The organism is Gimesia sp., assembly GCF_048260065.1.
Classification (GTDB): Bacteria; Planctomycetota; Planctomycetia; order Planctomycetales; family Planctomycetaceae; genus Gimesia.
On the sequence record NZ_JBLXHC010000004.1, the window covers coordinates 95,441 to 119,891 of the forward strand.

The window sequence follows — 24,451 nt, forward strand, 5'->3', positions numbered from 1 at the left end:
GAAGCGCGTATTTCATTTTACTTTGAGAAAGAATACGACATGAATATTCGGTCTGGACTGTTGCTGTTGCTGGTTCTATTTCTCTGTTCAGGCTGTGGTCAACCCGATGACCGACAACCCACTGCCAGGGTCTCGGGAACCATTGCCTTAGACGGACAGCCTCTCACTGCGGGAAACATTATGTTTTTCCCTGATTCAGGAGGCAAACATGCTGTGGGCATGATTGGAACTGACGGCGCATTTCATCTTTCCACCTATGAATCAGGGGATGGTGCCGTTGTGGGGAAGCATAAAGTGGTTATCCAGGTTTCGCATGGCAGTCCCGATGGCACCGCGGTTCCCCAGAAGACACCCCAGATACCGGTCAAATTTACTCAGCGTGGAACGACGACTTTGACTGCAGAGGTGAAAGCAGAGGGAGAGAACAATGTAAATCTGAATATAATGCCCTGATATTCCTGTTGATTCACGTCAGGCCAAATCAGTCTTGCAGCAGATTTCCAAAGCCCGCATACTTCGCAGAGACCTTTTTCCCTCTGATCTCAAAGAAGTTGATGCGATGCAACTGGAACTGACCGAAAAAACAAAACTGGAAGCGCCCCCTGATCAGATTCACGACTGGTTAAGCGATCTGGAAAACTGGCCGAAGATCAATGATAAGATTCGGTCGATTACCGTTGAAGGCGATAAATGTATTGGGGAGCTGGTTTTTAAAGGGAAGACCATCGATTTTGCCGGCATGGTTCCCGAAGACAATGATCCCCTGAAAGTGACCTGTAACATTGTCGTACAGACAAACTCCGAGAAGGATCAGACAGAGCATCTGACGGTCGTCTACGAGATTGTGCCTCAAGGCAGATATACGAAAGTGATCGAGCGGGTGATCTTTGAACGGTCCATTCCTTTCTGGGGCTGGCTGCTGGTCAAGTTCATCATGCTGATCGGCAAGCCAACCGGATCTACACACCTGGAGCGAATTAAAGAGCACATCACTGCAGAAAATGAGGGTGGTTGAAAACGTTCTCTTCAGTGTACCACAGACTATTTTTTCTCTTTCAAAACGAATTCGCCGTAATAGCCGATGTTCGATTTGTATTTTCCGTTGAGCATGTTGCCTTTCATCGAGCCGATCCACTGATACTGATGACCGCGAATGACGGCGTCGCCTGTCAGGTTGAGCTGATTGCCCATCGGCTTCGATTGAAACGTTGCCTCATATTGAAAAGGATCTCCTTTAAACAGACCGGTAAAGGTGGCTTTCCATTTTCCACTGTCATCTGATGTCGCCACACACTTCAATGGACCGGTGGTATTATACTTGCGATTATTCCATTTCCCTTCCCAGGTCCGTGTCTCACCTGCCTGCAGACAGGAACTTTTCATGATCGCAATCGCAAAAATCGCCAGCAGGATACAGCGTGCCATGTTCGTTACCCCTTTCGATCAGACTGGTTTCTCAAGGGAACTTTAGTGAAAGGTCCCGGTGTTCAGACAGGGGTTCGTTAAACGAACTGAACTTGCGACATATTCGCTATTGCAAACACGGTAGCATCGACAGATGAAATGATCAGCAACACCGTATCATCCTGTGATGATACAGGTTAAAGCATTTCGATTTATTTTCTGCAAGAGTCGTTTGGGGGATTAAATATAGTATTCAATCACATGTTCTTCTTCGACCGAGATGCGGTAATCGTGTCCGGGTGAGACGAGAGCCGCATCATCCAGCAGCAGCTGCGCCACGCGCATCGCCTGCCCGCGCAGTTCGGGGACCGCCGTTGTTTCCCAGAGCGTGCCTTTCATCAGCGGTCCAATGGCGAACAGAAATTCGGAGGGGCTGCCTTCCTCGTCGATCGTAGCGAAGTCCGCTCCGACATCGATGCCCATATCCAGTTCATCCGGTCGGATCAGACCGCGCTGCAGCAGATTCTGAAACAGGGGGACAGTGGTATCTGAAAAGCCGGAGTTAGGCCCCGTGCAGTTAATCACCAGTCCGCCTTTCACCTGTTGAAATTCACCCGCCCGATTCAGGACGTTCACGCAAACGCGATCTCCGTCTGCTTCCAGTCCGGTGATGCGGCCGCGAACGACGCTCAGTCGACCTTCCGTAATTGCTTCTGTCACGCGCTGGTGAATGGGCTGGGCGATCCGGTGTCGGATAACGTTCCAGCGTGCCGCATACTTTTTGAGGAACTCCTGCTTTTCCGCGAGCTCAAACTTCTGCCAGATCTTCTGGGTATGCGGTCGCAGTCGATCCACGACGATGCCCGGGTTTTCACCAATCCGCTGCAGCTGGCGACAATGTTTTTCGAGCAGCTGGACCAGATTTTCCAATCCCAGATTTTCGGGTTCTTCCGGGAGAAAGTCAGGATACTCAATGCCACGAAAATGGGCCTGGGGGATCATGCCGTTATGAGAAATGGCAATCAGATTACCCTGCCAGTTCTGTTCGCTGAGAGTCAGGAAGACGTCAATCATGGAGAGTCCCGTTCCCATGACAATGATGTTTTCAGAGGGATCGGGAATGTGTTCCATCCAGTTGCCCCAGGGCTCGGCACAATAACCCGGATGAGAGAATGCATCTTCCGCCAGTGGACAGGGGGGCTGATTACCCGTCGCCAGCAGAACGCGGTCGGCATCAATCATCGAACCATCTTTGAGTGTAATTTCTGCTGTGCCCTCAAAATTGAATTCGATGTCGACGGCTTCCTGTTCGATCACCTGGATTTCTGCGGGATGATGTCGGTCAATTGGCTGCATGTAAGTGGCAAGGATGCTGCGCAGATAATCTCCATAAATGCGGCGCGGAACATAGGTTTCGCGGAGCTGGGGATCGGGCAGATCGCTGTAGTCAACCCGCGTGCGGAGCCAGTCCAGAAAGTGATTGGCATGATCGGGGACGGCGGACATGTTTCGTGCGGCGACATTCAGCAGATGCTCTTCGCGGCGTGTTCCATAAGCGACGCCACGACCGAGTGGATACTTATCGTTAATCAGTTGAATGCAGAGCGGGCTGCTGCTTAAGCGGGCCAGATTGACCGCCGCCATCGTTCCACTGAAACCACCTCCAATAATCGCCACTTTCTTCATGGGCCTCTGGTCCTTTCACAGTCAACTCGGGGTACCGGAATGATTGCACAGCCAACGGAGATTCCCGCTGTTTCGAAGTAATTCAAAACGGCTTCAGGAAGTGCATCAATTGTACCCGGCGGAGAACACGAGTAACAGGCAGCAGGCATTGTTCCCCGGGTTTGCTGGAAAAGCGGCGATGTCGTTCCGTGTTTCTACTTGACGATAGGTGTCTTTTTTCCCTGATTATCGATAGCGACGTAGGTGAAGGCAGCTTCGGTGACTTTGAAGCAGGGACAGTTTGATTCTTCATGCCGTAAGACGGGTTCGACCCAGACCTCGAGTTGCAGTGTGACCGAAGTCGTGCCGATCCGTTCCACGGTTCCATAGCAGCAGACAACATCTCCGACTTTGACCGGTCGAATGAATTTCATCGACTCCACAGCGATCGTCACCGTGCGGGTGCCGGAAACCTCTTTGGAAAGAATGCCGCCGGCGATATCCATCTGCGACATGATCCAGCCGCCGAAAATGTCCCCGTTGGCATTCGTGTCTGCCGGCATCGCCAGCGTTCTTAAAATCAGTTTGCCGTCCGGCAGCTCACAGATTTCTTCCATAGTGCAACGATCCTGTATCACAGCGTATTATTATGTTCCTCGAACACATCAGTACTTCGGCGGGTGACTGTTAATGAACGTGTGGTGGTCGTCCATTATTTTTCGCCACGTGGCCTCCCCAGACCAGCAGATTTTTACTGCAGTCATCCCGGTGGATGAGTACTTCGATCAGAGCCGGTCCGTCGTGTGCCGTCGCCTGTCGGATGGCTTCATCCAGTTCGCCTTCCGTACGGGCCTTGCAACTGAAGCCATTGCCGTCTTCTGCATTGAAGACATGCACCAGCTCCGCGTAGTTCCAGTTCTTAATCGTATTATAGGGGCCGTCATGAATTTCGACTTCAATGGTGTAGCCGCCGTTATTGATCAGGAAGATGATTGGTTTGAGACCGTAGCGAATGATGGTGGAGACTTCCTGAGCCGTCAACTGGAACGAGCCGTCGCCGATCAAAGCAATCGGCCGTCGATCCGGCGCTCCGACACTGTAGCCCAGAGTGGCACCTACCGACCAGCCGATCGAACCGTACTGCATCTGCACTTCGAAGCGTGCTCCTTCCGGCAGATCCAGCTGCATGCCATTGAACCAGGAGTCACCCGTTTCGGCGATGACTGCGGAATCGGGGCCCAGCATCTGTTGAATGCGTGAGAACAGCTGGCGGGTGGAAAGTTCTGTTTCGGGAGCACCTGGCCTCAGAGGAGTGGCTTCTTCTTTGATTCGATTATAGGCGATCATGGAACCGTCGTTCGGTTTCAATTTTGTTGCCAGCAGTTCCAGGAATTCGGTGAGTTTCACATTGCTGAAAGTCTGATTGGGAAAAACGACGCTGTTCGGGCGGGCCTGAATGACTTTGGCCGGATTGATGAGAGCCGCATGTCCTGTGGTGGTGTAGTCGGTAAACGTACCACCTGCGAACAGGCAGAGATCAGACGAATCTACAATCTCACCACAGCCGGGCGTTCCCACCGGGCCCCAGTAGATCCCCATGTAGTGTGGATGTTGTTCACAGAAGAAGCCTTTTGCATTGGGCATACTGGCGATGGCGTAACCACTGGCATCGGCCAGTTTCCGAAAATTAGCCTCCGCACCAAACGAGCGGAGTTTCACACCTGCGACCAGAACCGGTTTTGTTGCTGCATTCAGCAGCTCGACAGCGCGATCGACGGCGGCGTTCAGCGACAGCGGATCACTGGCGGTCGGACCGCCGAACGAACGGACGTTCGGAGTGGAGGTTACTGCATCGGCGATATTACAGGCAATTTCAAGATAGACGGGTTTGCGAAAACGGAGCGCCGTCTGTATGGCATGATCAATCTGCGTCGGTGCTTCGCGGGGATCGTGGATCGTCACTGCTTCCGCGGTCACCTTGGAAAAGATGTCGCGCTGATAATCATAATCCAGCAGACCCAGCGTGTGGTGCAGCATTTCGAACTCGGCTTCCGAGTTGGTATTCGGACCACCCGAAACGGCAATCATCGGCAGGTCTTCTGCATACGCGCCCGCAACCGCATTGAGCAGGCTCAAACCGCCGACACTGTAAGTCACGAAGACCGCGCTGGCGCCGCCGGTGGCGCGACAGTATCCGTCGGCAGCATAACCGGCGTTCAATTCATTACAGCAGGAAATCATCTGCAGGTTTTTGTTTTCCAGCAGCTTGTCGAGCAGTACCAGGTTGTAATCTCCCGGGACTGCGAAATAGTGTTTCAGACCAATTTCTTCCAGACGGGAAGCCAGATACGAACCGACGGTAGTGCTGTTATCAGACATCAAAGTTCCTTCTATAGATTAAGTGCAATTCATCCTGATGTGTGCTGAGCCGGAAATTTAATATTCAGGATGCCACATGGTTTCTTCAATTCGCTGGTCGATTTCGGCGTCCGTCATTGAGTCGGCGACTCCGTCTGCGATGGCAGCCAGCGCAACCGCATGACCAATTTTACGACTGACATCACGAATGATTTTCAACGAGGGGAGCAGGGAAGCGGTCCGGTCTTTGAGCGCGGGAGATGTTTCTTTCAAGGCTTCCGCAGCAGCGATAAACATGGAATCGGTAACGCGTCGTGCCCGCGAAGCGAGGATGCCCAGACCCATTGCCGGGAAGATATAGCTGTTATTGCATTGTGCGATGACGTGTGTCACGCCGTTATGATCAACGGGATCGAACGGGCTGCCGGTGGCAATCACAGCTTTACCCTTCGTCCATTCCAGCAGATCTGCAGGCGTGGCTTCTGCCCGGGAAGTCGGGTTAGAAAGTGGAAAGATGACCGGGTGTTCGACGTGCGATGCCATTTCGCGAATGATGGATTCTGTGAAGGCACCCGCCTGTCCAGTCGCGCCGATCAGTACGCCTGGTTTTGCATTGCGAACCACATCCGCAAACGAGACGGCTCCCGTTGTATCACAGTCCCAGCTCTTCAGATTTTCTGAAGGCTGTGCCAGCTGCTGATGCAGTTCGTCCAGATCGGTGCGTCCGGCGTGCAGCAGTCCGTCCTTGTCAATCACATAAAAATGGGAGCGGGCCTCGGGTTCGCTCATGCCGCCTGACATCATGGTCTGTTTCAACTGCAGGCAGATGCCGACCCCGGCCGAGCCGGCACCCAGCATCACAATATTCTGGTCTTTTAATTCTCCGCCCCCGGCAGCGATGGCAGCGAGAATCGTTCCCGTGGTGACGGCGGCGGTCCCTTGTATGTCGTCATTGAAGGTGCACAGGTCGTCCCGGTATCGATCGAGAATCCGCTCGGCGTCGACCGAGGCGAAATCTTCCCACTGCAGCAGTACATTCGGGAAACGTTTTTTGACTGCGGTGACGAACAGGTCGATGAATTTGTCGTACTCTTCCCCTTTGATACGATTCTCACGCCAGCCGATGTAGCGGGGATCGTCGAGGCGTTCCTGATTATTGGTTCCCAGATCCAGGACGATGGGGAGCGTTTTCTCGGGGGCCACTCCGCCACACAGTGTGTACAGAGAGAGTTTGCCGATGGGAATGCCCATGCCGCCGACCCCCTGGTCGCCCAGACCCAGAATTCGCTCGCCGTCTGTGACGACAATCACATCAATGTCCCGCTCGATGTTTTCCAGAATCGCGTCCATGGAATCGCGTTCGGGGTAGGAAATGAAGATACCACGGGGGCGACGATAAATATGGCTGAATCGTTCACATGCCAGACCGACAATCGGCGTATAGACGATGGGCATCATCTCGGTGATGTGTCCCAGCATCAGGCGATAAAACAGCGTTTCGTTTTCGTCCTGGAGCTGTCTGAGATAAATGTGTTTGTTTATCGGTTCGTTGAAGTCGCAAAAGGCTTCGTAAGCGCGTTCGACCTGTTCTTCCAGTGTATCGACATGCGGAGGCAGGAGCCCGAGCAGTCCGTGCCTGATTCGTTCCTCAGTCGTAAAAGCGGTCCCTTTATTCAACAGGGGGTCTTCCACCAGCAGGGTGCCGCGCTTCTCGATCGAAAATTCTTCTGTCGTACGTCCTGTGTTCATGTCAAATACTGTCCCGATGTGAAGAGTCGTGGGTGAGGAAGTGATACGGCAGCCTGATCCAACAGGGGCTTCCTGTATCAGGCATAGAATAGTAGAAAAGTGGTGAGTCTGTCGATGTTACTCTTAAGAAACTGGACGGATTCCTGTAAGCTGGAGTTTGAGCTGTGAAGTCTGTCTGATGATTTGCCGGGAAACATCGGAAGTTGGTGATGCACGACTTGCAACTCACTTTCAGATTTCGTACATATCAGCACCGTGTGATTGATCTGCACGCAGGTTGCAGAAACAGGTCTTCACCGTTTATTCATGTATCTGGAAAACTCCGTTTATGTCTCGTCATTTTAATATCGCTCTGGTGCAGGTCTCGCTGAACGGCACCCCCGATGAGAATCTCATCAAGTGCCTCGACTGGGTCCGCACTGCCGCCGGTGAAGGGGGGCAGGTGATCTGTCTGCCCGAGCTCTACAGCTCGTTTTATTTCTGTCAGAAAGAGACGACAAAGTATTTTGAGTTCGCTGAGCCGCTGTATGACAAGTCGTTCATCGCGTTCAGTAAGCTGGCGGAAGAACTCGGCGTAGTCATTATTGTCCCGTTTTTCGAGAAACGGACCGAAGGCCTGTATCATAACAGCGCTTACGTGATTGACGCAGACGGCAGTGAAGCAGGCCTGTATCGCAAGATGCATATTCCCGATGACCCTTGTTTCTACGAGAAGTTTTATTTCACGCCCGGGGATCTGGGTTTCAAAGCCATTCAGACCCGCTTCGGGAAAATCGGCACCCTGATCTGCTGGGACCAGTGGTTCCCCGAAGGTGCCCGGATCACCGCGTTAAGCGGCGCGAATGTATTGATCTACCCGACCGCCATCGGCTGGCACCCCCACGAAAAAGAAGAGTATGGCGTCAAGCAGCACGACTCCTGGATGACGATTCAGCGGAGCCATGCTATTGCCAACGGCACCTTTGTCGCAGCCGTCAACCGGGTTGGATTTGAACAGCCTGAACCCGAACAGCCGGGACTGGAATTCTGGGGCGCTTCGTTTATTTGTGGTCCACAGGGAGAAATCATTGCCCAGGCTTCACACGACCAGGAAGAGATTCTGATCGCCGAGGTCAACCTGGATGCGATGGCCGAAGTCCGGCAGAACTGGCCCTTCCTCCGCGACCGCCGGATTGACGCGTATGGCAACATCCTGAAACTCTATCATGACGATTCCACGCCATGAGCGAAATCACACGTAGGCTGCCTGCAGAGTGGGAAACGCACCAGGCAACACTCCTCTGTTTTCCGCATAACGGCAATGACTGGCCGGGCAAGTACGAGGTCATCAAGTGGGCGTTTGTGGAAATCATTCGCAGGGTGGCGGAGTATGAGCGCGTTCTGCTCGTTGTGAAAGATGAGGAACTGCAGCAGAAGGTCGATGCCATGCTGCAGCAGGCGCACGCCAATACGAAGCAGGTCAAATATATCCTGCAAAATACGAACCGCAGCTGGATGCGCGATTCGGGGCCGATCGTCGTGCAGCGAAGTGACGGCAAACGGGAAGCGTTGCAGTTCCGCTTCAACGGTTGGGCCAAGTATCCCAACCATCGCCTCGACTGGCAGGTCCCCTCCGCAGTAGCGAAATCGCTCAAGGTTCCTGTGACGGAGGTCTGCTACCAGGGACGCCCGGTGGTTCTGGAAGGGGGCGCCATCGAAGTCAATGGACGAGGCACCCTGATTACGACTGAAGAATGTCTGCTTGACCAGAAAACCCAGGTTCGTAATCCCGGTTTCACGAAAGAAGATTACGCGGCAATTTTTCATGAATACCTGGGCGTCACGAATGTGATCTGGCTGGGGGACGGCATTGAAGGGGATGACACGCACGGACACGTGGATGACATCTGCCGGTTCGTGAATCCGACGACTGTCGTCGCCTGTGTGGAGGCGAACACCAGAGATGTCAATCATCGTCGCCTGGCACAGAATCGGGAGCGTTTGAAAAACGCACGTCTCGAAGACGGCAGCAAACTCAAAGTAGTAGAAATGCCGATGCCGGCACGACTTGACTTCGAAGATTTACGTTTACCTGCCAGCTACGTCAATTTTCTGGTGACGAATGGCTGTGTACTGGTGCCGACGTTCAACGATCCGAACGACGCGATCGCATGGGGCATTCTGAGTGAGCTGTTTAGTGATCGCCGTGTCATCGGCATTCACGCAGTCGATCTGGTCTGGGGACTGGGAACGCTGCATTGTCTGAGCCATGAGATTGCGGCTGCAGCGAAATAATCTTAAATCCCGCCTGGCCCCTCAGGATTCGATTGAGTCTGGTCCCCACCACAGGTATCATAATTAATATTGTTTAATTATCCGCCGGTCGCCGTTTCTGCAGCGACATTTGAATCCTGCCCGCACTCCTGCTGTCGAGGTCTTCCATGATGAAATGCCTGCTGCTTTCACTGTTCGCTTTTACTGCCACGCTGCATACCACACTGCTTGTGTATGCCGTTGAAGATCTGACCGTTCTGCCTTCCTTGAGTGGTGAAGCGGCCGAGTCCGGCCTGGTTTATCAGGCTCTGCAAAAACGGGCGCATGCAGCCTTCGCCAAGCGGAAAGAAGTCTACGAAAACATCAAAACGCCTGAAGACTGTGAAGCTTACCAGAAGCGGATGAAAGAATTTTTTCAGACTCAGATCGGCGGGTTTCCTGAACGGACCCCGCTGAATCCCCGTGTGATCGGAAAATTGAAGGGGGATGGGTTTCGGGTCGAGAATGTAATTTATGAAAGCTGGCCCGGACATCATGTGACCGCCAACCTGTATCTGCCTGCTACGCCGCCCCCTTATCCGGGTGTGCTGGTTCCCTGCGGACACAGCCATAACGGAAAAGCCTCTGCGGCTTACCAGCGGGCCTGTATTCTGCTGGCAAAGAACGGGATGGCAGCGCTGTGTTACGATCCGATCGGGCAGGGTGAGCGGTACCAGGTACTGTCTGAGCAACCTAACGAATTCTTTAAAGGAGGGAGCCGCTATCGTCCCCCTCATCCGCAGGTGCAGTACTACTGCACGGCAGAGCATACGCTGATGACGGTGAGTGCGATTCCGCTGGGCAGTAACTCAGCCCGCTACCGGATCTGGGACGGCATGCGAAGCATTGACTACCTGATCAGTCGCCCGGAAATCGATGCCAGCCGCATCGGCTGTACGGGGAACTCGGGTGGCGGAACACTGACGAGTTACATCATGGCACTGGACGATCGGGTACAGGTTGCTGCTCCTGTCTGTTACTCAACCATGTATCGTTACCTGATCGACTTTAACGGTCCGCAGGACGGCGAACAGAACATCTTCGGTCAACTGGCGTACGGCATGGACATCGCCGACTACACGTTGATGCGGGCTCCCAAACCGACGCTGATCTGCGCCGGCACACATGACTCCACTTTTAAAATTGATGGTACCTGGGAACTGTTCCGCGAAGCCAAACGGTTCTACACACGCATGGGCTATGCGGAACGGGTAGATATCATCGAAGCAGACGCCCCGCACGGATTCACTATCAAGCTGCGGGAAGGTTCGGCACGCTGGATGAACCGCTGGCTGATGCACAAGGAAAACGCGATCTTTGAGGACGAGGATCAACCGGTCTTTACGGATGAAGAGCTGCAGTGTTCACAATCAGGGCAGATCCTGCTCGACGCGGGCGAACGTTCGCTGTTTGAAATCAACGATGGTCTGAATCAGCAACTGGCGCAGGAACGAGCTGAACTCTGGAGCAGTGGTGACCTCGGCACCCTGCGAGATCAGGTGCGTGAAGTGAGCGGAATTAAGCGACTGGCAAACATTCCCCGTCCGGAATCCAAAACAGTCAGCTCCATTGAGCGACCAGGGTACAAGATCACTAAGCTGATCCTGAAGCCAGACCACGGCGTGCCTCTGCCGGCACTACTGTTTGAACCGGAGGCGCCCTCTGGAAAACGGACTCTCTATCTGCATGGGGAAGGCAAGCAGGTGGATGCAGTACCTGGGGGGCCGATAGAAGAGCGGGTCAAACAGGGCGAGACGGTACTGGCGGTGGATATTCGCGCGATCGGAGAGACTTCCCGAAAGAACAACCGTAAAATCGGCTGGTCGCATGGGCTCCTGGGACCCAACTATCACGAATGGGCGGTGGCTTTTCTGTTAGGGGAATCGATGGTCAAACTGCGGGCCGAAGACGTTCTGGTCGCCACCCGGTTCCTGTCGGAATATCAGTCTCAGGAGAAACCTCAACAGGTAGAGCTGGTCGCGATTGGAGAAACCGCGATCCCGGCTCTGCATGCAGCTGCCCTGGAACCCGAGCTGTTTTCAGAGATCAAGCTGAGCCGGATGATTTCATCCTGGGGGGAAGTCGTCAAGACTCCCGAAACCCAGAATCAATTGATCAATACGGTGCATGGATCGCTCAAGGTCTACGATCTGCCGAACCTGATCACACTGACTGGAAAAGAACGGGTGAAGGTCTCCCACCCGGCTGACGTCAAAGCGGGGCTGGCAACGAGTAAGCCCTGAACTGAACAGGCATTTCTAAACAAGTTTAAACAGTTCGTTCTTCGATGAACCACGCTGGACAAAGCCTGCTGCGCCCTTAATAATGACAGTTCTGGACTTTATTTACGTCATATCATCCCCGCCCGCATGCGCGGCGGTTTGTGCTCGACAGGAGACATTAAATGCAATCATTAACCCGACGGATGGCGCTGAAACTGTTTGCCCTGGGGACGACTTTTTTCGGTCTGAAGAAATCGAAGACACTGACAGCAGCGGAGGCAGGCAACGATGCTGCCGTGATCGGCCGCTGGAAAAATACACATGACCGGGTCTGGCTGGGAGAAGAGTTCTGGGCCAATCCGATGGAAGACTGGCGGATCGTTGACGGAGCCGCAGAGTGCATGTCGACCGGCGGTAGCCGCAATATTCAATTATTGATGCATCAGCTGACCAATCCCCAGGCAGCTTTCACGATGTCGGTTCATGCCAGCCAGGTTGAAGTCAAACAGCAGGATGGCGGCGTCGGTTTTCGCATTGGTGTGAAGAGTGATATAAACGAATACCGCAGCAACTGTTTTGCGAAGAGCGGAATCAAAGCCGGTATCCTGAATGGGAAACTGATCCTGGGGAATAAGGAACAGAAGCTCAAACAGCCGGTCAATCTGAAAGACTGTGTCTTGACCGTTGCTGGTAAACCCGAGGGGGAAAAGTATTCATTAACGCTGATGGTCAGCGGTTCTGAATCGGACAAGCCACTCGATACGATTTCGCATACGTTCCCGCTGCAAGCTGTGCTGGGCAACGTGGCGGTGGTCAGCAATTTTGATCCCCGATTCAACCGAAAGATCGGTGCCCGCTATCGGTTCAGCGACTGGACCGTGACAGGTGATGCGTTTTCGGTTTCCGTCGATCACAAATTTGGTCCCATCTTATGGTCGCAGTATTCACTCAGTGATTCGCGCAGTGACGATGGTTTCGTGATGAAGATGACTGCTCTGACAGGTCCCCTGGGTGAGCAGGATAACAAAGAAGTGAAACTGTTCATCAAGAAGGGGAACGAATGGAAACCGGCGGGATCGGCTCAACTGGATACGGATGCCTGGACAGCCACCTTTCGGGTTCCCAACTGGAACGAAAAAGAGGATACGCCTTTCAAACTGGTCTATCAGGAACAACTGAAGGATGGCACCGAGATCAATGCAGATCGAACGGGTATCATTCGCGCCAATCCTGTCGGACGTCCGCTCAAACTGGGCGCACTGACCTGCCAGAAAGATTACGGGTTCCCGTATGAGCCGGTGGCAAACAATCTGCTGAAGGTCGATCCGGATCTGCTCTATTTTTCAGGCGATCAGCTGTATGAAGATCACGGCGGCTTTGGTCTGATCCGTGAACCTGCGGAGCCGGCGATTCTGAATTATCTGCGTAAATTCTATATGCATGGCTGGGCGTTTGGGGAAGCGATGCGGGACCGTCCTGTCATCTGTCTGCCCGACGATCATGACGTCTTCCAGGGAAATATCTGGGGGGAAGGCGGGATGAAAATGAAGGAAGGCACCACGTCTTCCAATGGCGGTTATCGGGAACCGGCGCGGATGGTGAATGTCGTTCACAAAACGTGTACCGCCCATCATCCCGATTACGCCGACCCGACTCCCTGCAAGCAGAATATCAGCGTCTACTACGGTGATATGGTCTATGGCGGCGTAGGGTTTGCCATCATTGCCGACCGTCAGTTCAAGAGCGGTCCCGAGCATGTTGACACGGGCAGCGGCCGGGCCGACCATGTGACAGATGCCAACTTCGATACAGCGAAACTCGATAAACCTGGACTGCAGCTGCTGGGCGAGCGTCAGGAAAAATTCCTGGAACGCTGGTGCGAAGACTGGCGGGCACACAACATCAAGGTGCTGTTCAGCCAGACCGTGTTTGCCGGCGTTGCCACTCATCATGGCGGTTATGACGGTTACCTCAAAGCCGACCTGGATTGTGGCAGCTGGCCTCAGACTGCGCGGAATCGAACGGTCAAAATCATTCGCAAGGGGATGCCGTTACATGTGAACGGCGATCAGCATCTGACCACCCTATCCCAGTACGGAGCCGACGAACAGCGGGACAGCTGCTGGGCGTTCTGTACGCCGGCGATCTCAGCTGGTTACCCTCGCTGGTGGCGACCTGATGAACTGGAAATGCCTCACAAAAACCGTCCCAAACATGGACTGGCAGATACAGGCGAATTTATCGATGGCTTCGGTAATAAAGTGTATGTGTATGCCGTCGGTAATCCGGAACCAGCTTCTGAAAAGAACCGCTACGATCTGGCGCATCAGAAGGGGAGCGGATTTGGTCTGGTTTTGATCGATCCGGAAAAGAAGACCTACACAATCAACAGCTACCGCTTCCTGGTGGATGCAACGGACGGGAAAGAATCCAATCAGTTCCCCGGCTGGCCTGTGACGATTCACCAGAAAGAAAATGGTGGCGACAACCTGCTGCAGTAATTTGATTCTACTTGTTTGACTTCTCTTATTAACCCGCCGGTGTCAGGAGACGGAGCGATGTGGAAATGCTTTCTGGTAACAGCTGCGCTATTGGTTCAATTCACGACCGAGTCTCATGCTCAGACGCGTGAAGAAAAAGTTAAACAGGATCGTGCCCATGTCGAATCGACAGGGTACTGGATCTACAACGATCTGGAGCAGGGCTTTCAGGCAGCAAAAGAGTCGAATAAACCGCTACTGGTTGTGCTGCGCTGCATTCCCTGTGAGGAGTGTGTGAAGCTGGATGAACAGCTGATGGAACAGGATCAGAACTTGAAGCCATTAATGGATCAGTTCGTGCGTGTGCGGCTGATTTCCACCAACGGACTGGATCTATCCCTGTTTCAGTATGACTACGATCAGTCGTTTGCTGTCTTCATGCTGAATCCTGACCGGACGATCTACGGGCGGTTTGGAACCCGTTCTCACCGTACGATGTGGACCGAAGACGTTTCGATTACCGGTCTGCGCAAAGCGATTGCAGGAGCGTTGGAGCTCCACCAGAACTACGCGACGACGAAGGCTTCGCTTAAGGGGAAACAGGGAACGAAACCACTGGTCACATCGCCGGAAAAGTTTCCCCTGCTGGCGGGCAAATATAATTCGCGTATTAACGAGAAGCAGAATATTGTGAAAAGCTGCATCCACTGTCACCAGATTGGTGATGCGCAGCGCGATTATTACCTCCGCGATCACAGGCCATTGCCCGATCAGATTCTGTTTTCGTATCCGCATCCTAAAATCCTGGGACTGATTCTTGATCCGCAGGAGAAAGCCACCGTGCAGGAAGTCACTGACGACTCCATCGCTGCGCGGGCCGGGTTTAAACCGGGGGATCAGATTATCTCACTGGAAGGTCAGCCTCTGCTTTCGATTGCCGACGTGCAGTGGGTGCTACAGCATGCGAAAGAGACCGATCAACTGGCGGCTCGCGTGAACCGCGGTGGTCAGGAACTTGATCTGACGGTTTCACTTCCTAAAGACTGGAGGCGCAAGGATGATCTTTCCTGGCGCGTGAGCAGCTGGCCTTTACGACGGATGGTACTGGGAGGAGCCGTCCTGGAAGAAGCGACTCGCGAGGAACGCAAACAGATCGGGCTGACGATGGCGGCCCCCGATATGACGCTGCGGATCAAGCATCTGGGGCAGTACGGCGCCCATGCTGCAGCGAAGAAGGCGGGTTTCCGAAAAGGGGATCTGATCCTTTCCTACAACGGCAGAAAAGATCTGAAGCGAGAGACCGACCTGCTGGCGTATGGTGTGAATGAATTGAAACCAGGCGAATCGGTTCCGGTCACGGTTCTACGCGACGGGAAACGATTAGGCCTGTTTCTACCCCGCCAGGACTAGACTGTGTCTAGTTTTACTGTAGCGTCTCCAGGTCCTTTTGGAACTAGTATATTAGATTGAAAGACGCTATGGTTAAATGTGATGCGCTCTAACTCCCCAATTCAACTCGCCTGGCTGTTCAGCGCCAGGTGAGTGTTTTGGTCTGGTGGTTCCAGGCGTGATCTTTGATGTTGGTACGCGTTGTCAGTGTGACGCCGGTCGGCGTGAGCTGCGCTACGGTCCAGCCTGTCGTGGACTGATCGGGGTTGCCCACATAGGATGTGGCCGGCGTGTTGATAATGTGAATGCCTTTATGCTCGGCATTGCTGCGATGGTGAATGTGTCCGTGGATATAGGCCTTCACCTGTGATCGTGCAGCGAGCAGTTCCCAGAGTTCTTCCGAATCGGTCAGTCCGCCGGGGAAATGTGCCGGGTCGCCGCCGAGCCGCGGGTTGTGATGCGTGAAGATGATGGCCGGTTTGTCAGTGTGGGCGTCAAGTGCATTGGCCAGCCAGGTACGCTGCTCTTTCCCCAGGGTGCCCTGGGTGACCATGGTTTTCTGCAGGGAATCGAGCAGGAAGAAGTTAGCGTACTTTGTCTGCACTACGGAGATATGACGTGATTTTACAGGCGGAGCAGACGGTTTCTGTTCCTGCATGACTTCATAGAAGACATCGCGATTATCGTGGTTCCCGAGTGTCAGATGCATATCGATTTTTGCGTCCTGCAATGGCTGAATCAGTCGGGCGAAATGTCGGTAGTCGCCGGGCTGACCGTCGCGTAATGCCAGATCACCGTTAATCAGCACACACGCTGGTTTTTGAGGCAGTTCTACCAGCTCTGTGACGACCTCCCGCAGATGGGTGGGGACGGGAGATTTGGGGGGATGTTTTTCGCCGATGTGCGTATCGTTCAGCAGATAGACGATGTCCATTTGCTGAGAGCTTTGTTCCTTCGCCAGCAGCCCAGTTGAGCAGGTGACGAAACCCGCGCCTAACGTGAAGAGGAACTGACGTCGATTTTGTGCGGGGAGATGTACGGGCATGGCAGGGCTCTCTTAATGGGAGTGTGTTGTGCAGGATGATTTCAGTAATGTGTCATTCTTATCGTAAACGACGCGTGGACGATACGAAACCAAAACTTGAATTATTTTTGGGTGAGTGTGGGTAAGGAGTCCAGCAGGTGTAATGATTCCCGTCCCATGCGTTCGCAGATTCCCAGTGCTTCTGAGAATGGGATATCCAGTCTCTCAACGCGATCGGGGGACATGAAGACGACCCAGCCGGACCAGGGATCGGGGGAGCCGGGCAGATAGACGGAGACGAGTTTGTCGTCGGTGCGTTCGGCTTCGAAGGCGATCCGGGTCATGTCATCCAGGCGGACGAGGATGGGCAGCATTTCCGGTTTATTGTGATCGCCGCCGATGCTGCCTTTCAGCTGTTCGCGGTAGATGGCATAACGGGGGAAGAGCAGGATCAGATTCCGCTCGACAAATCGGGACAGGCTTCTGCCGATCGACCAGCGGGCTACCAGGCCAGCGGCAAAACACATCAACAATACGATCCCCAATGAGAGGCCAATCAGCATGGCGATGCCCGCTGGGGTTTTGACGGGAATATAATCCGAGAGGAATGTGGCGATGGAGAGCACGATGGGCACGATCTGCCCGACGAGTGCGCCGATCACGATTAATGGTAGCAGAAAAATCAGCCCCCCGATCGCGGTGGTTTTCAGAAAGCCGAAACTTTTTTTAACGTGCTGTGACATGAACGAACATCTTTGCTGCAAAAAATAATGAAGTGTTTAGGGATTGATGGCCTGTGCCTCTGGCGTCAGTGTTTTTACCAGAGCATCGCGACGCGTCTGGAGTTCCGTGAGTTTCTCTGGTTGAGATTGCATCAGGTTCTGTTTCTCGTGTGGATCGGTTTTGAGATCGAACAGAAACTCTTCGCCGTTCGCATCCTCGATATATTTCCAGTTGCCTTGCCTTAATGCAGACCAGCGACCCCGTTTCAGTTCGGCGTGAGGACCGAGTTGCCAGTAGAGCTCCCTGGTTCCCACCGGCGTCTGGCTGGTTAAGAGACCGGAGATGTCTTTGCCGTCCAGAGTCAGTCCGTCCGTTTTTGCATTGGCGAAATGACAGATCGTGGGGAACAGGTCCAGGGCCCAGGTGACTTCGTCTGTTTCGATACCTGCTTTGATTTTACCGGGCCAGCGGATGATGCAGGGGACGCGGATGCCCCCTTCGAACAGAGTTGCCTTTCCGCCTCGAAAGGGTTGATTGTTACCGCCATACACATAGTCGCCTCCATGATCGGTCATGAAGATGACCAGCGTATTCTGATCCAGCCCGTTATTTTTCAGCGAGGACATGACGCGCCCGATACCATCGTCGAGGGCTACCGTCATGGCGGCGAATTCGCGGCGGACTTTGTCTTTGATCGTTCCCACCCGTTTCAGATCAGTGCCTCGCGCCTGCATGATGTTGACCGGGCTTTGATCGCCGGGAGACCAGCCTTTCCCGAAATGAGGAGCGTTATAAGCCAGGAACAGAAAGAAAGGTTTGTCAGCGGTCTGCTGGTTTTTCAGAAAGTGCTCTGCTTCTTCGGTGATGAGATCAGTGGCGTAACCATTCTCGGAGACATGTCGCTGGTTATGATACCAGTCGGGGATGTTGCCATAGGTCATCGTGAAATAATCGATGCAGCCGCCGGTGTGTCCACGAAACAGATCGAAGCCGTGCGCGGTAGGCAGGAACGATTCCGTACCATGCCCCAGATGCCATTTGCCGATCAGGGCGGTCTGGTAGCCGTTGTGTTGCAGGACCTCAGCGATCGTCGTTTCGCTGGGTTGAATGCCGCGATTCTGATCGATATCGCTCATGAACATCAATGCTCCCAGCAGTTGATCCTGCGAGCGCGTCGGGTTGCGGCCCGTGAGGATGCCAAAGCGGGAGGGGGTGCAGATGGCTGAAGCGGAATAGTACTGGCGAAACAGTAAGCCTTCTTTCGCCAGTTGATCGATATTGGGGGTCGGGATTTCACTGCCGTAACAGCCGACATCATTGATCCCCTGGTCATCCGTGAAAATGATCAGAACATTTGGACGTTCCGCAGCCTGCAGGTGAGAGCAGATTGCGAACAGAGATAATAGCAGCATCAAGATTGAGCGACGGGGAGTATGTAACATCGGATTCCTGCCAGAGTGAGTTGAATCAATCAGACGGTGATAGTCGGGTCACTCACTATTGTGCATGAAAAGCGACTGTCAGGCAATGATGTCGTGTACGACGTTGCCCCCTTCGGTCCCCGTGAGTCGGAATTCACGATTTCCCTGGTGGAACGTCAGTCGGTCATGCTGCAGGCCGAGCTGATGCAGAATCGTGGCGTGCAGATCGCGGAAATGGACTTTGCCTTCCACGGCACGGGCACCGGTCGGATCGGTTTTGCCGTAAGCCAGACCGCGTTTGATGCCACCGCCGGCCATCCAGAAAGTGAAGCCACGAGCGTTGTGGCCGGTTTCATCTTTTTTGGTTTCGGGGACAAGACCGGGACGACCAAATTCACCCCCCCAGACCACCAGCGTTTCTTCGAGCAAGCCCCGTTGTTCGAGGTCTTCCAGCAGGGCGGCGATCGGGGCATCCGTCGATTCGCAGTTTGCGGTCAGGTCGGCACGATGGTTTTTGTGCTGATCCCAGCTGCCATGATTGACTTCGATAAAACGGACCCCCGCTTCGGCAAAGCGACGCGCGAGCAGACACTGGCGACCGAAGTCGGAGTCTTTACAGGTACCGAGTGTTTTCCCCTGTCCGACGCGATAACGTTCGAGTGTCGATTTTGTTTCCTGACTCAAATCGAGCAGTTCGGGTGCCGCCATCTGCATGCGGAAGCCGAGTTCCATCGACTGGATCACGGCGTCGAGACGGGCATCTTCGGGACGCAGAGTGGCGTGTTCCCGATTCATCGCCTGTACGAAGTCGAGCTGGCGTCGTTTCACGGAGGCTGGCAGATGATCGCTTTGAATATTGCCAATGGTGGCAGTAGACATGTCCGTGGTATTGAGACCAATCGGTGTTCCCGCAAAAACGGGAGGCAGAAACGCACTGGAGTAGACGGAGGGCTTTTTAGGATACAGACTGATGAAGCCGGGCACATTCTGGTTTTCGGTTCCGAGACCATATAGAACCCAGGAGCCCAGACTGGGGCGGGGACGGAGTCGATCTCCCGTGTGCAGCTGCAAAAACGATTGCGCGTGGTTGGTGATGTCGGCGTACATCCCGTTCAGAACGCAGAGTTTGTCGGCGTGTTTTGCGGTTTCGGGAAGCAGTTCAGAAATCCAGAGTCCGCTTTCGCCGTGCTGTGAGAAATTGAAGACCGACCCCGGATGCTTTTTCTTGCCGGTCTGCGGTTTGTAGTCGAATGTATCCAGTTGTGCCGGGCCGCCACTCATGCAGAGGAAGATCACCCGTTTGGCTCGCGCGGGAAGTTGAGGCGTGCGGGCCGTCAGGCTGACTGGCACTGCTGAATCGCTGGCCTTCGCTTTCTGACCACACAGAGCAGAGAGTGCGAGGTAACCGAAACCGCAGGAAGCCGAGCGTAACATTTCGCGGCGTGATAAATCGAGCATGAGGTCATTCCTCTGGTTGTTTTCGTATTTACTTAGTGATTTCAGTTCTTAATCGACGTAGCGAAATTCGCTGGTGGTCAGTAATGCCTGGCAGAGTGTAGACCAGACAATGAGCTGTCGCTGTTCCGTTTGTGATATTTCTGATTGCAGACTTTGATCGAGATCCTGCAGCAGTGTCAGTGTGCGTTGCAGTTCAAAGGATTCGGGTACCCGGTTGAAGGCCCGCTGATAGGCCAGATTGATACGATCTGTTTCTTTCAGTTTCGAATCGCTCAGCACAACCCGGGCAAAGGCCTGCGACTGTTCGATCAGAAAATTACTGTTGAGCAGAAACAGACTCTGGGTAGGCAGTGTGGTTTCGTTGCGTTGACCGACCGGTTTGGTGGAATCGGGAAGATCGAAGGCGGCCAGCTGTGCCGGTTCGGAATGACGTAACATACAGAGATAAATACTGCGATGGTTGGAAGGCAGATGCAGGTTGCCCGCCGTGTTGACGAGTTCGTCGACATTGGCAATGGAAGAGCCCAGACCAGGATTCGGATTGAGCTGACCACTGGCTGAGAGAATACTGTCTCGCAGCGATTCGGCATCCAGGCGACGACGATTGTGACGACAGAGAAGTTTGTTGTCCGGATCGGCATCAAGCACGTCGGCTTCACAGAAGCTGCTCTGCTGATAGGTACGGCTGAGGACGATGCTGCGAATCAGCTGTTTGATCGACCAGCCTTCACTGCGGAAGCGGGTTGCCAGGTGATCGAGCAGTTCGGGATGCGTGGGGCGTTCGCCGTAGACGCCGAAATCATCGGGAGTACGGACCAGGGCCTGGCCGAACAGATGCAGCCAGATACGGTTCACCATCACGCGTGAGGTCTGGGGATGATCGTCAGCAGTGAGCCATTCCGCCAGTTGCAGGCGACCACTTTGTGCAGCATCGATTTTGGGTGCTGATGCCATGTTGCAGGCGGTCAGGAAACCACGAGGCACACTGGGACCGAGCTTTTTGGATTCCCCTTTGATATTGATTTTACAGTCTGCCGGTTTTTTCTTTTCCCGGACCCCCATTGCCAGTGCTGTACCGGCGGGATAAACATATTGCGGTTTCTTTTTTCTGGATTGAACGCGTTTGTTCAAGACCGGTTTGGCCCCGCTGTCGGGAGGGGCGACGTAATGCTGTTTCCCTTTCAGAACATGCAGCGGTGTTTCCGGTGCGGTCAAAGGCTGGTGCGCCGCGGCGCCCCACATGGTTTCGGTACTGAGGAAGATTCCCGCCATCGCGTAGTAGTCGCTGGTGGGAATGGGGTCGTGTTTGTGATCGTGACAGCGGGCACAGGCGACGCTGAGTCCCATGACGCCGGTGCTGACGACATCAATCTGATCGTTGACCACGTCCATGTCGAAGTTGACGTTCATCGCTTTCGCGGGTTTAGAGCCCAGAGCCAGGAAACCGGTGGCGATCAGCAGGCGGTCGCGCTCTGCAGGTGTCTCGGCGGGAATCAGGTCGCCGGCGATCTGCTCGGCGAGGAAACGATCGTAGGGGAGATCATTGTTGAAGGCCTGAATGACATAGTCACGATACCGCCAGGCATGGGGGAAGGTCGGATTGCGACTGAGGCCATCGTTCCCGTTCGATTCACCATAGCGGGCGACGTCAAGCCAGTGCCGCCCCCAGCGTTCGCCGAAATGAGGCGAGGCCAGCAGCTCATCAACCAGTGTTTTCACAGCGACCTGTTGTCGACGCTGATAGTCGTCCAGAAAAGTTTCGACCTGTTGCAGCGTGGGGGGGAGACCGATCAGGTCATAATACAATCGTCTTACCAGTTGCCTGGGGGCAGCATCATAAGTGGGCTTCAGGCCGGCAGCTTCAATGCGGGCCAACACAAACTGATCGAGCGGGTCGACGCCCCAGTGCTGATTCTGTACGGCAGGAAGTTTGGGATTCGCAACCGGTTGGAACGACCAGAGTGCGGGGTCGGCAGAGGCGGAAACCGTATTCGGTTTTTTCGCGATAAGGGGGACATCGCTGCGGGGATCGGGGACACCCATCTCCACCCATTTGACGAAGTCGGTGATCACTGCTTCAGGCAGTGGTTCATTGGGAGGCATCTCCAGCCCGTCATAACGGAGTGCCTGGATCAACAGGCTTTCATCGGGACGTCCTTCGACAAACGCCGGTCCGGATTCGCCCCCCTCACGCATGCCATCGCGGGTATCCATACGCAGTTTGCCACCCAGTTCTTCTGATTTGGCGGAATGACACGAGTAACATTTCTCGACGAGTACGGGGCGGATTTTATTTTCGAAAAAAGACCGTTGCGCGGGATTCATCTTCGCGTGCACCGGTTTTTTCGAGGGCTTGCTGGCAGCGAAAGCAGGATCAAGCGGATAGAACGAGATCGCAAGAAAGCAGCAGGCAGCAGAAATCAGGGTGGTGAGCTTACGCATGGCCGACGAATTCTATGCAGGCAGGAGTAGTCGTACGCGTTCAGGCAAGATATAGTGAACAAGGATAGATCATACTTGGTTGATGCGTTTAAGTCAACAATCTTAAATATCTTTCGGCGTGCAGCAGAGCCAATCGCCAGACTTTTGTGAGCGGGCCTGATAAAACGTTAATCGCTAAGGCTTACCTGATTGATGTGATGTGCTGTTCTGCTACGATTGTGATCTGTTTCGAAATCAAAGTGCATACTGACAGTGAGTGAACAGCGTGTTATCAACCTATGATGTGATTATTGTTGGCGGAGGTGGCAGTGGTCTGGCAGCGGCCGTACGGGGACTGGAGCAGGGGGCAAGTGTGCTTGTGCTGGAGAAGCAGTCCCAACTGGGGGGCACCACGGGAATGGCCATCGGTTCGTTTACTGCGAATGGAACGAGTCTGCAGCGTGACGCGGGGGTAAATGATAACGCAGACGACCATGAGACAGACGCGGGGCAGTTCGCGGCTGCTGAAGTCGAAGCGCAGAACAACAGTGAACTGCGTCGGTTTTTTCTGGGGGAGACTGCAAAGACGCTGGAATGGTTGCGGGGCATGGGCCTGTATTTTCATGGCCCCAATCCGGAACCTCCCAACCGGGTGCCTCGCATGCATAATATCGTGCCGAACGCGAAAGCCTATATCGCTGCCTTTCAGGCGAGGATCATTCGTCTGAAGGGAACCATTCTCTGCAGCGCACCGGTTGTAGAACTGGTGTCTGATGGAACGCGGATTACGGGCGTGGTCGCAGAGATCGAGGGGACGCGAACCACGATCACTGCTAAACGCGGGGTGGTGCTGGCGGCCGGCGATTATTCCAGTGCCCCCGAGATGATTGCGCGATTCAAAGGGGACCGGTTTCAAACAATTGAGGGTGTGAACCCCAAGGCTTGTGGTGATGGGCATCTGCTGGCGGAACGAGCGGGAGCGCGACTGCTGAATATGGACATCACCTATGGACCGGAACTGCGGTTTGTGCCACCCCCGGGAGATCCGTTCGAACAGTTACTGCCGACCGGCGGCTTCTTCGCGAAGCTGCTGGGTCGCCTGGTCCCATTGCTGCCACAGGCCGTCGTCAACTGGCGGATTAAACGTCTGTTATTAACCTGGCAGCATCCGGAGAATTCGCTGTTTAAAGATGGGGCGATTCTGGTCAACGCAGCAGGACAGCGTTTTTGTAATGAAACAATATCACCGGAGAGGGAGATCGTGATTTCCGAGCAGCCGGGTAAAGCTGCTTACATTCTGTTAGACGAACGCATCGCCGCGCGCTACAGCCAGTGGCCCTGCTTTATCTCGACGGCACCAAAAATTGCGTATGCGTACGTGGATGATTATCTCAGGCTTCGCCCGGATGTGAGTGTGGCAGCGAATTCACTGGAAGCAGTCGCCGTGCAGCGCGGGTTCGATGTGGTAAAGTTGAAAGAGACTGTCGAGCAGTTCAATGAGTACGTCAGTGGTGCCCAGTCAGATCACTTTGGTCGAACCGATGATGAAAGTCCGCTGGCGGGGAATCGCTGGGTACTGCTGGGGCCGGCAAAAGCGTTTTTCACAACGACAGAAGGGAGCGTGGCGATCAATACAGAACTGCAGGCGCTGGATGAAAGCGGCGAGCCCATTCCCGGTCTGTATGCCATCGGCAGTAACGGTATGGGAGGCCAGGTGCTGTGGGGGCATGGACTGCACATCGCCTGGGCGATCACCAGCGGTCGACTGGCGGGAGAACTGCTGGGGAAAGAATCAAACTAAAAAACGTTTACCGTTTGGATGGAATGTGAGGACACGCAGAAAAT

At 54.1% G+C, this 24,451-nt stretch carries 18 protein-coding genes; 8 read left to right on the top strand and 10 right to left on the bottom strand.

Annotated features, from left to right (window positions below):
• Positions 1 to 39 precede the first annotated feature (39 nt).
• Both ACN0YN_RS08745 and ACN0YN_RS08750 read left to right on the top strand, forming a co-directional pair.
• Positions 40 to 453 (top strand): hypothetical protein, encoded by a 414-nt coding sequence (locus ACN0YN_RS08745; RefSeq protein WP_417384620.1) that lies wholly within the window; start codon positions 40 to 42, stop codon positions 451 to 453.
• Positions 454 to 559: 106 nt separating this feature from the next.
• Positions 560 to 1,015: an SRPBCC family protein gene (locus ACN0YN_RS08750; protein ID WP_417384621.1), complete on the top strand. Its 456-nt coding sequence runs from the start codon at positions 560 to 562 to the stop codon at positions 1,013 to 1,015.
• A gap of 26 nt (positions 1,016 to 1,041) precedes the next feature.
• Here the strand turns inward: ACN0YN_RS08750 and ACN0YN_RS08755 are convergent, their stop codons facing one another.
• From ACN0YN_RS08755 to ACN0YN_RS08775, 5 genes are all read right to left on the bottom strand, one after another.
• Positions 1,042 to 1,425, bottom strand: coding sequence for a hypothetical protein (locus ACN0YN_RS08755; RefSeq protein ID WP_417384622.1), 384 nt, complete (start codon positions 1,423 to 1,425; stop codon positions 1,042 to 1,044).
• Between the two features lie 219 nt (positions 1,426 to 1,644).
• Complete coding sequence (locus ACN0YN_RS08760; protein ID WP_417384623.1) at positions 1,645 to 3,090, bottom strand: FAD/NAD(P)-binding protein; 1,446 nt, start codon at positions 3,088 to 3,090, stop codon at positions 1,645 to 1,647.
• Between the two features lie 194 nt (positions 3,091 to 3,284).
• Positions 3,285 to 3,686: an acyl-CoA thioester hydrolase YciA gene (gene yciA, locus ACN0YN_RS08765; RefSeq protein ID WP_417384624.1), complete on the bottom strand. Its 402-nt coding sequence runs from the start codon at positions 3,684 to 3,686 to the stop codon at positions 3,285 to 3,287.
• A 70-nt stretch (positions 3,687 to 3,756) separates the two neighbouring features.
• Positions 3,757 to 5,448, bottom strand: coding sequence for a thiamine pyrophosphate-binding protein (locus tag ACN0YN_RS08770; protein ID WP_417384625.1), 1,692 nt, complete (start codon positions 5,446 to 5,448; stop codon positions 3,757 to 3,759).
• A gap of 57 nt (positions 5,449 to 5,505) precedes the next feature.
• Complete coding sequence (locus ACN0YN_RS08775; protein WP_417384626.1) at positions 5,506 to 7,176, bottom strand: NAD-dependent malic enzyme; 1,671 nt, start codon at positions 7,174 to 7,176, stop codon at positions 5,506 to 5,508.
• Positions 7,177 to 7,504: 328 nt separating this feature from the next.
• On the opposite strand from ACN0YN_RS08775, the gene ACN0YN_RS08780 reads away from it, so the two are divergent.
• From ACN0YN_RS08780 to ACN0YN_RS08800, 5 genes are all read left to right on the top strand, one after another.
• Positions 7,505 to 8,401, top strand: a complete 897-nt coding sequence (locus ACN0YN_RS08780) for a carbon-nitrogen hydrolase (protein ID WP_417384627.1) — start codon at positions 7,505 to 7,507, stop codon at positions 8,399 to 8,401.
• A complete protein-coding gene (locus tag ACN0YN_RS08785; RefSeq protein ID WP_417384628.1) occupies positions 8,398 to 9,450 on the top strand; it encodes an agmatine deiminase family protein in 1,053 nt (350 codons plus the stop codon). The genes ACN0YN_RS08780 and ACN0YN_RS08785 overlap by 4 nt, the downstream gene beginning before the upstream one ends.
• 146 nt (positions 9,451 to 9,596) lie before the next feature.
• Complete coding sequence (locus ACN0YN_RS08790) at positions 9,597 to 11,711, top strand: alpha/beta hydrolase (RefSeq protein ID WP_417384629.1); 2,115 nt, start codon at positions 9,597 to 9,599, stop codon at positions 11,709 to 11,711.
• 161 nt (positions 11,712 to 11,872) lie between these two features.
• Entirely contained in the window at positions 11,873 to 14,191 is a 2,319-nt protein-coding gene (locus tag ACN0YN_RS08795) for an alkaline phosphatase D family protein (RefSeq protein ID WP_417384630.1), read from the top strand.
• 57 nt (positions 14,192 to 14,248) lie between these two features.
• Positions 14,249 to 15,580 carry a Trx7/PDZ domain-containing (seleno)protein gene (locus tag ACN0YN_RS08800; RefSeq protein WP_417384631.1) on the top strand — a complete coding sequence of 444 codons (1,332 nt, stop codon included), beginning with the start codon at positions 14,249 to 14,251 and terminating at the stop codon, positions 15,578 to 15,580.
• Positions 15,581 to 15,698: 118 nt separating this feature from the next.
• On the opposite strand, the gene ACN0YN_RS08805 is transcribed toward ACN0YN_RS08800, so the two are convergent.
• From ACN0YN_RS08805 to ACN0YN_RS08825, 5 genes are all read right to left on the bottom strand, one after another.
• Entirely contained in the window at positions 15,699 to 16,604 is a 906-nt protein-coding gene (locus ACN0YN_RS08805) for a metallophosphoesterase family protein (protein WP_417384632.1), read from the bottom strand.
• 101 nt (positions 16,605 to 16,705) lie between these two features.
• On the bottom strand, positions 16,706 to 17,326 hold the full coding sequence (locus tag ACN0YN_RS08810; protein WP_417384633.1) for a DUF502 domain-containing protein: 621 nt from the start codon (positions 17,324 to 17,326) through the stop codon (positions 16,706 to 16,708).
• Between the two features lie 36 nt (positions 17,327 to 17,362).
• The gene (locus ACN0YN_RS08815; protein WP_417384634.1) at positions 17,363 to 18,748 is read right to left on the bottom strand and encodes a sulfatase-like hydrolase/transferase; all 1,386 of its coding nucleotides are present in this window, start codon (positions 18,746 to 18,748) and stop codon (positions 17,363 to 17,365) included.
• Between the two features lie 78 nt (positions 18,749 to 18,826).
• Positions 18,827 to 20,185, bottom strand: coding sequence for a DUF1501 domain-containing protein (locus tag ACN0YN_RS08820; protein ID WP_417384635.1), 1,359 nt, complete (start codon positions 20,183 to 20,185; stop codon positions 18,827 to 18,829).
• Between the two features lie 48 nt (positions 20,186 to 20,233).
• Positions 20,234 to 22,627 (bottom strand): PSD1 and planctomycete cytochrome C domain-containing protein, encoded by a 2,394-nt coding sequence (locus ACN0YN_RS08825; RefSeq protein ID WP_417384636.1) that lies wholly within the window; start codon positions 22,625 to 22,627, stop codon positions 20,234 to 20,236.
• A 265-nt stretch (positions 22,628 to 22,892) separates the two neighbouring features.
• On the opposite strand from ACN0YN_RS08825, the gene ACN0YN_RS08830 reads away from it, so the two are divergent.
• Positions 22,893 to 24,407 (top strand): FAD-dependent oxidoreductase, encoded by a 1,515-nt coding sequence (locus ACN0YN_RS08830; RefSeq protein ID WP_417384637.1) that lies wholly within the window; start codon positions 22,893 to 22,895, stop codon positions 24,405 to 24,407.
• The last annotated feature ends 44 nt before the right edge of the window (positions 24,408 to 24,451 follow it).

What these genes read in the sequence shown, in the direction of transcription:
- ACN0YN_RS08800 (WP_417384631.1), top strand. Translation starts at nt 14,249, where the DNA reads ATGTGGAAATGCTTTCTGGTAACAGCTGCGCTATTGGTTCAATTCACG.
- ACN0YN_RS08755 (WP_417384622.1), bottom strand. Translation starts at nt 1,425, where the DNA reads ATGGCACGCTGTATCCTGCTGGCGATTTTTGCGATTGCGATCATGAAA.
- ACN0YN_RS08810 (WP_417384633.1), bottom strand. Translation starts at nt 17,326, where the DNA reads ATGTCACAGCACGTTAAAAAAAGTTTCGGCTTTCTGAAAACCACCGCG.
- ACN0YN_RS08750 (WP_417384621.1), top strand. Translation starts at nt 560, where the DNA reads ATGCAACTGGAACTGACCGAAAAAACAAAACTGGAAGCGCCCCCTGAT.
- ACN0YN_RS08805 (WP_417384632.1), bottom strand. Translation starts at nt 16,604, where the DNA reads ATGCCCGTACATCTCCCCGCACAAAATCGACGTCAGTTCCTCTTCACG.
- ACN0YN_RS08825 (WP_417384636.1), bottom strand. Translation starts at nt 22,627, where the DNA reads ATGCGTAAGCTCACCACCCTGATTTCTGCTGCCTGCTGCTTTCTTGCG.
- ACN0YN_RS08815 (WP_417384634.1), bottom strand. Translation starts at nt 18,748, where the DNA reads ATGTTACATACTCCCCGTCGCTCAATCTTGATGCTGCTATTATCTCTG.
- ACN0YN_RS08780 (WP_417384627.1), top strand. Translation starts at nt 7,505, where the DNA reads ATGTCTCGTCATTTTAATATCGCTCTGGTGCAGGTCTCGCTGAACGGC.
- ACN0YN_RS08770 (WP_417384625.1), bottom strand. Translation starts at nt 5,448, where the DNA reads ATGTCTGATAACAGCACTACCGTCGGTTCGTATCTGGCTTCCCGTCTG.
- yciA (WP_417384624.1), bottom strand. Translation starts at nt 3,686, where the DNA reads ATGGAAGAAATCTGTGAGCTGCCGGACGGCAAACTGATTTTAAGAACG.
- ACN0YN_RS08795 (WP_417384630.1), top strand. Translation starts at nt 11,873, where the DNA reads ATGCAATCATTAACCCGACGGATGGCGCTGAAACTGTTTGCCCTGGGG.
- ACN0YN_RS08760 (WP_417384623.1), bottom strand. Translation starts at nt 3,090, where the DNA reads ATGAAGAAAGTGGCGATTATTGGAGGTGGTTTCAGTGGAACGATGGCG.
- ACN0YN_RS08785 (WP_417384628.1), top strand. Translation starts at nt 8,398, where the DNA reads ATGAGCGAAATCACACGTAGGCTGCCTGCAGAGTGGGAAACGCACCAG.
- ACN0YN_RS08790 (WP_417384629.1), top strand. Translation starts at nt 9,597, where the DNA reads ATGATGAAATGCCTGCTGCTTTCACTGTTCGCTTTTACTGCCACGCTG.
- ACN0YN_RS08820 (WP_417384635.1), bottom strand. Translation starts at nt 20,185, where the DNA reads ATGCTCGATTTATCACGCCGCGAAATGTTACGCTCGGCTTCCTGCGGT.
- ACN0YN_RS08745 (WP_417384620.1), top strand. Translation starts at nt 40, where the DNA reads ATGAATATTCGGTCTGGACTGTTGCTGTTGCTGGTTCTATTTCTCTGT.
- ACN0YN_RS08775 (WP_417384626.1), bottom strand. Translation starts at nt 7,176, where the DNA reads ATGAACACAGGACGTACGACAGAAGAATTTTCGATCGAGAAGCGCGGC.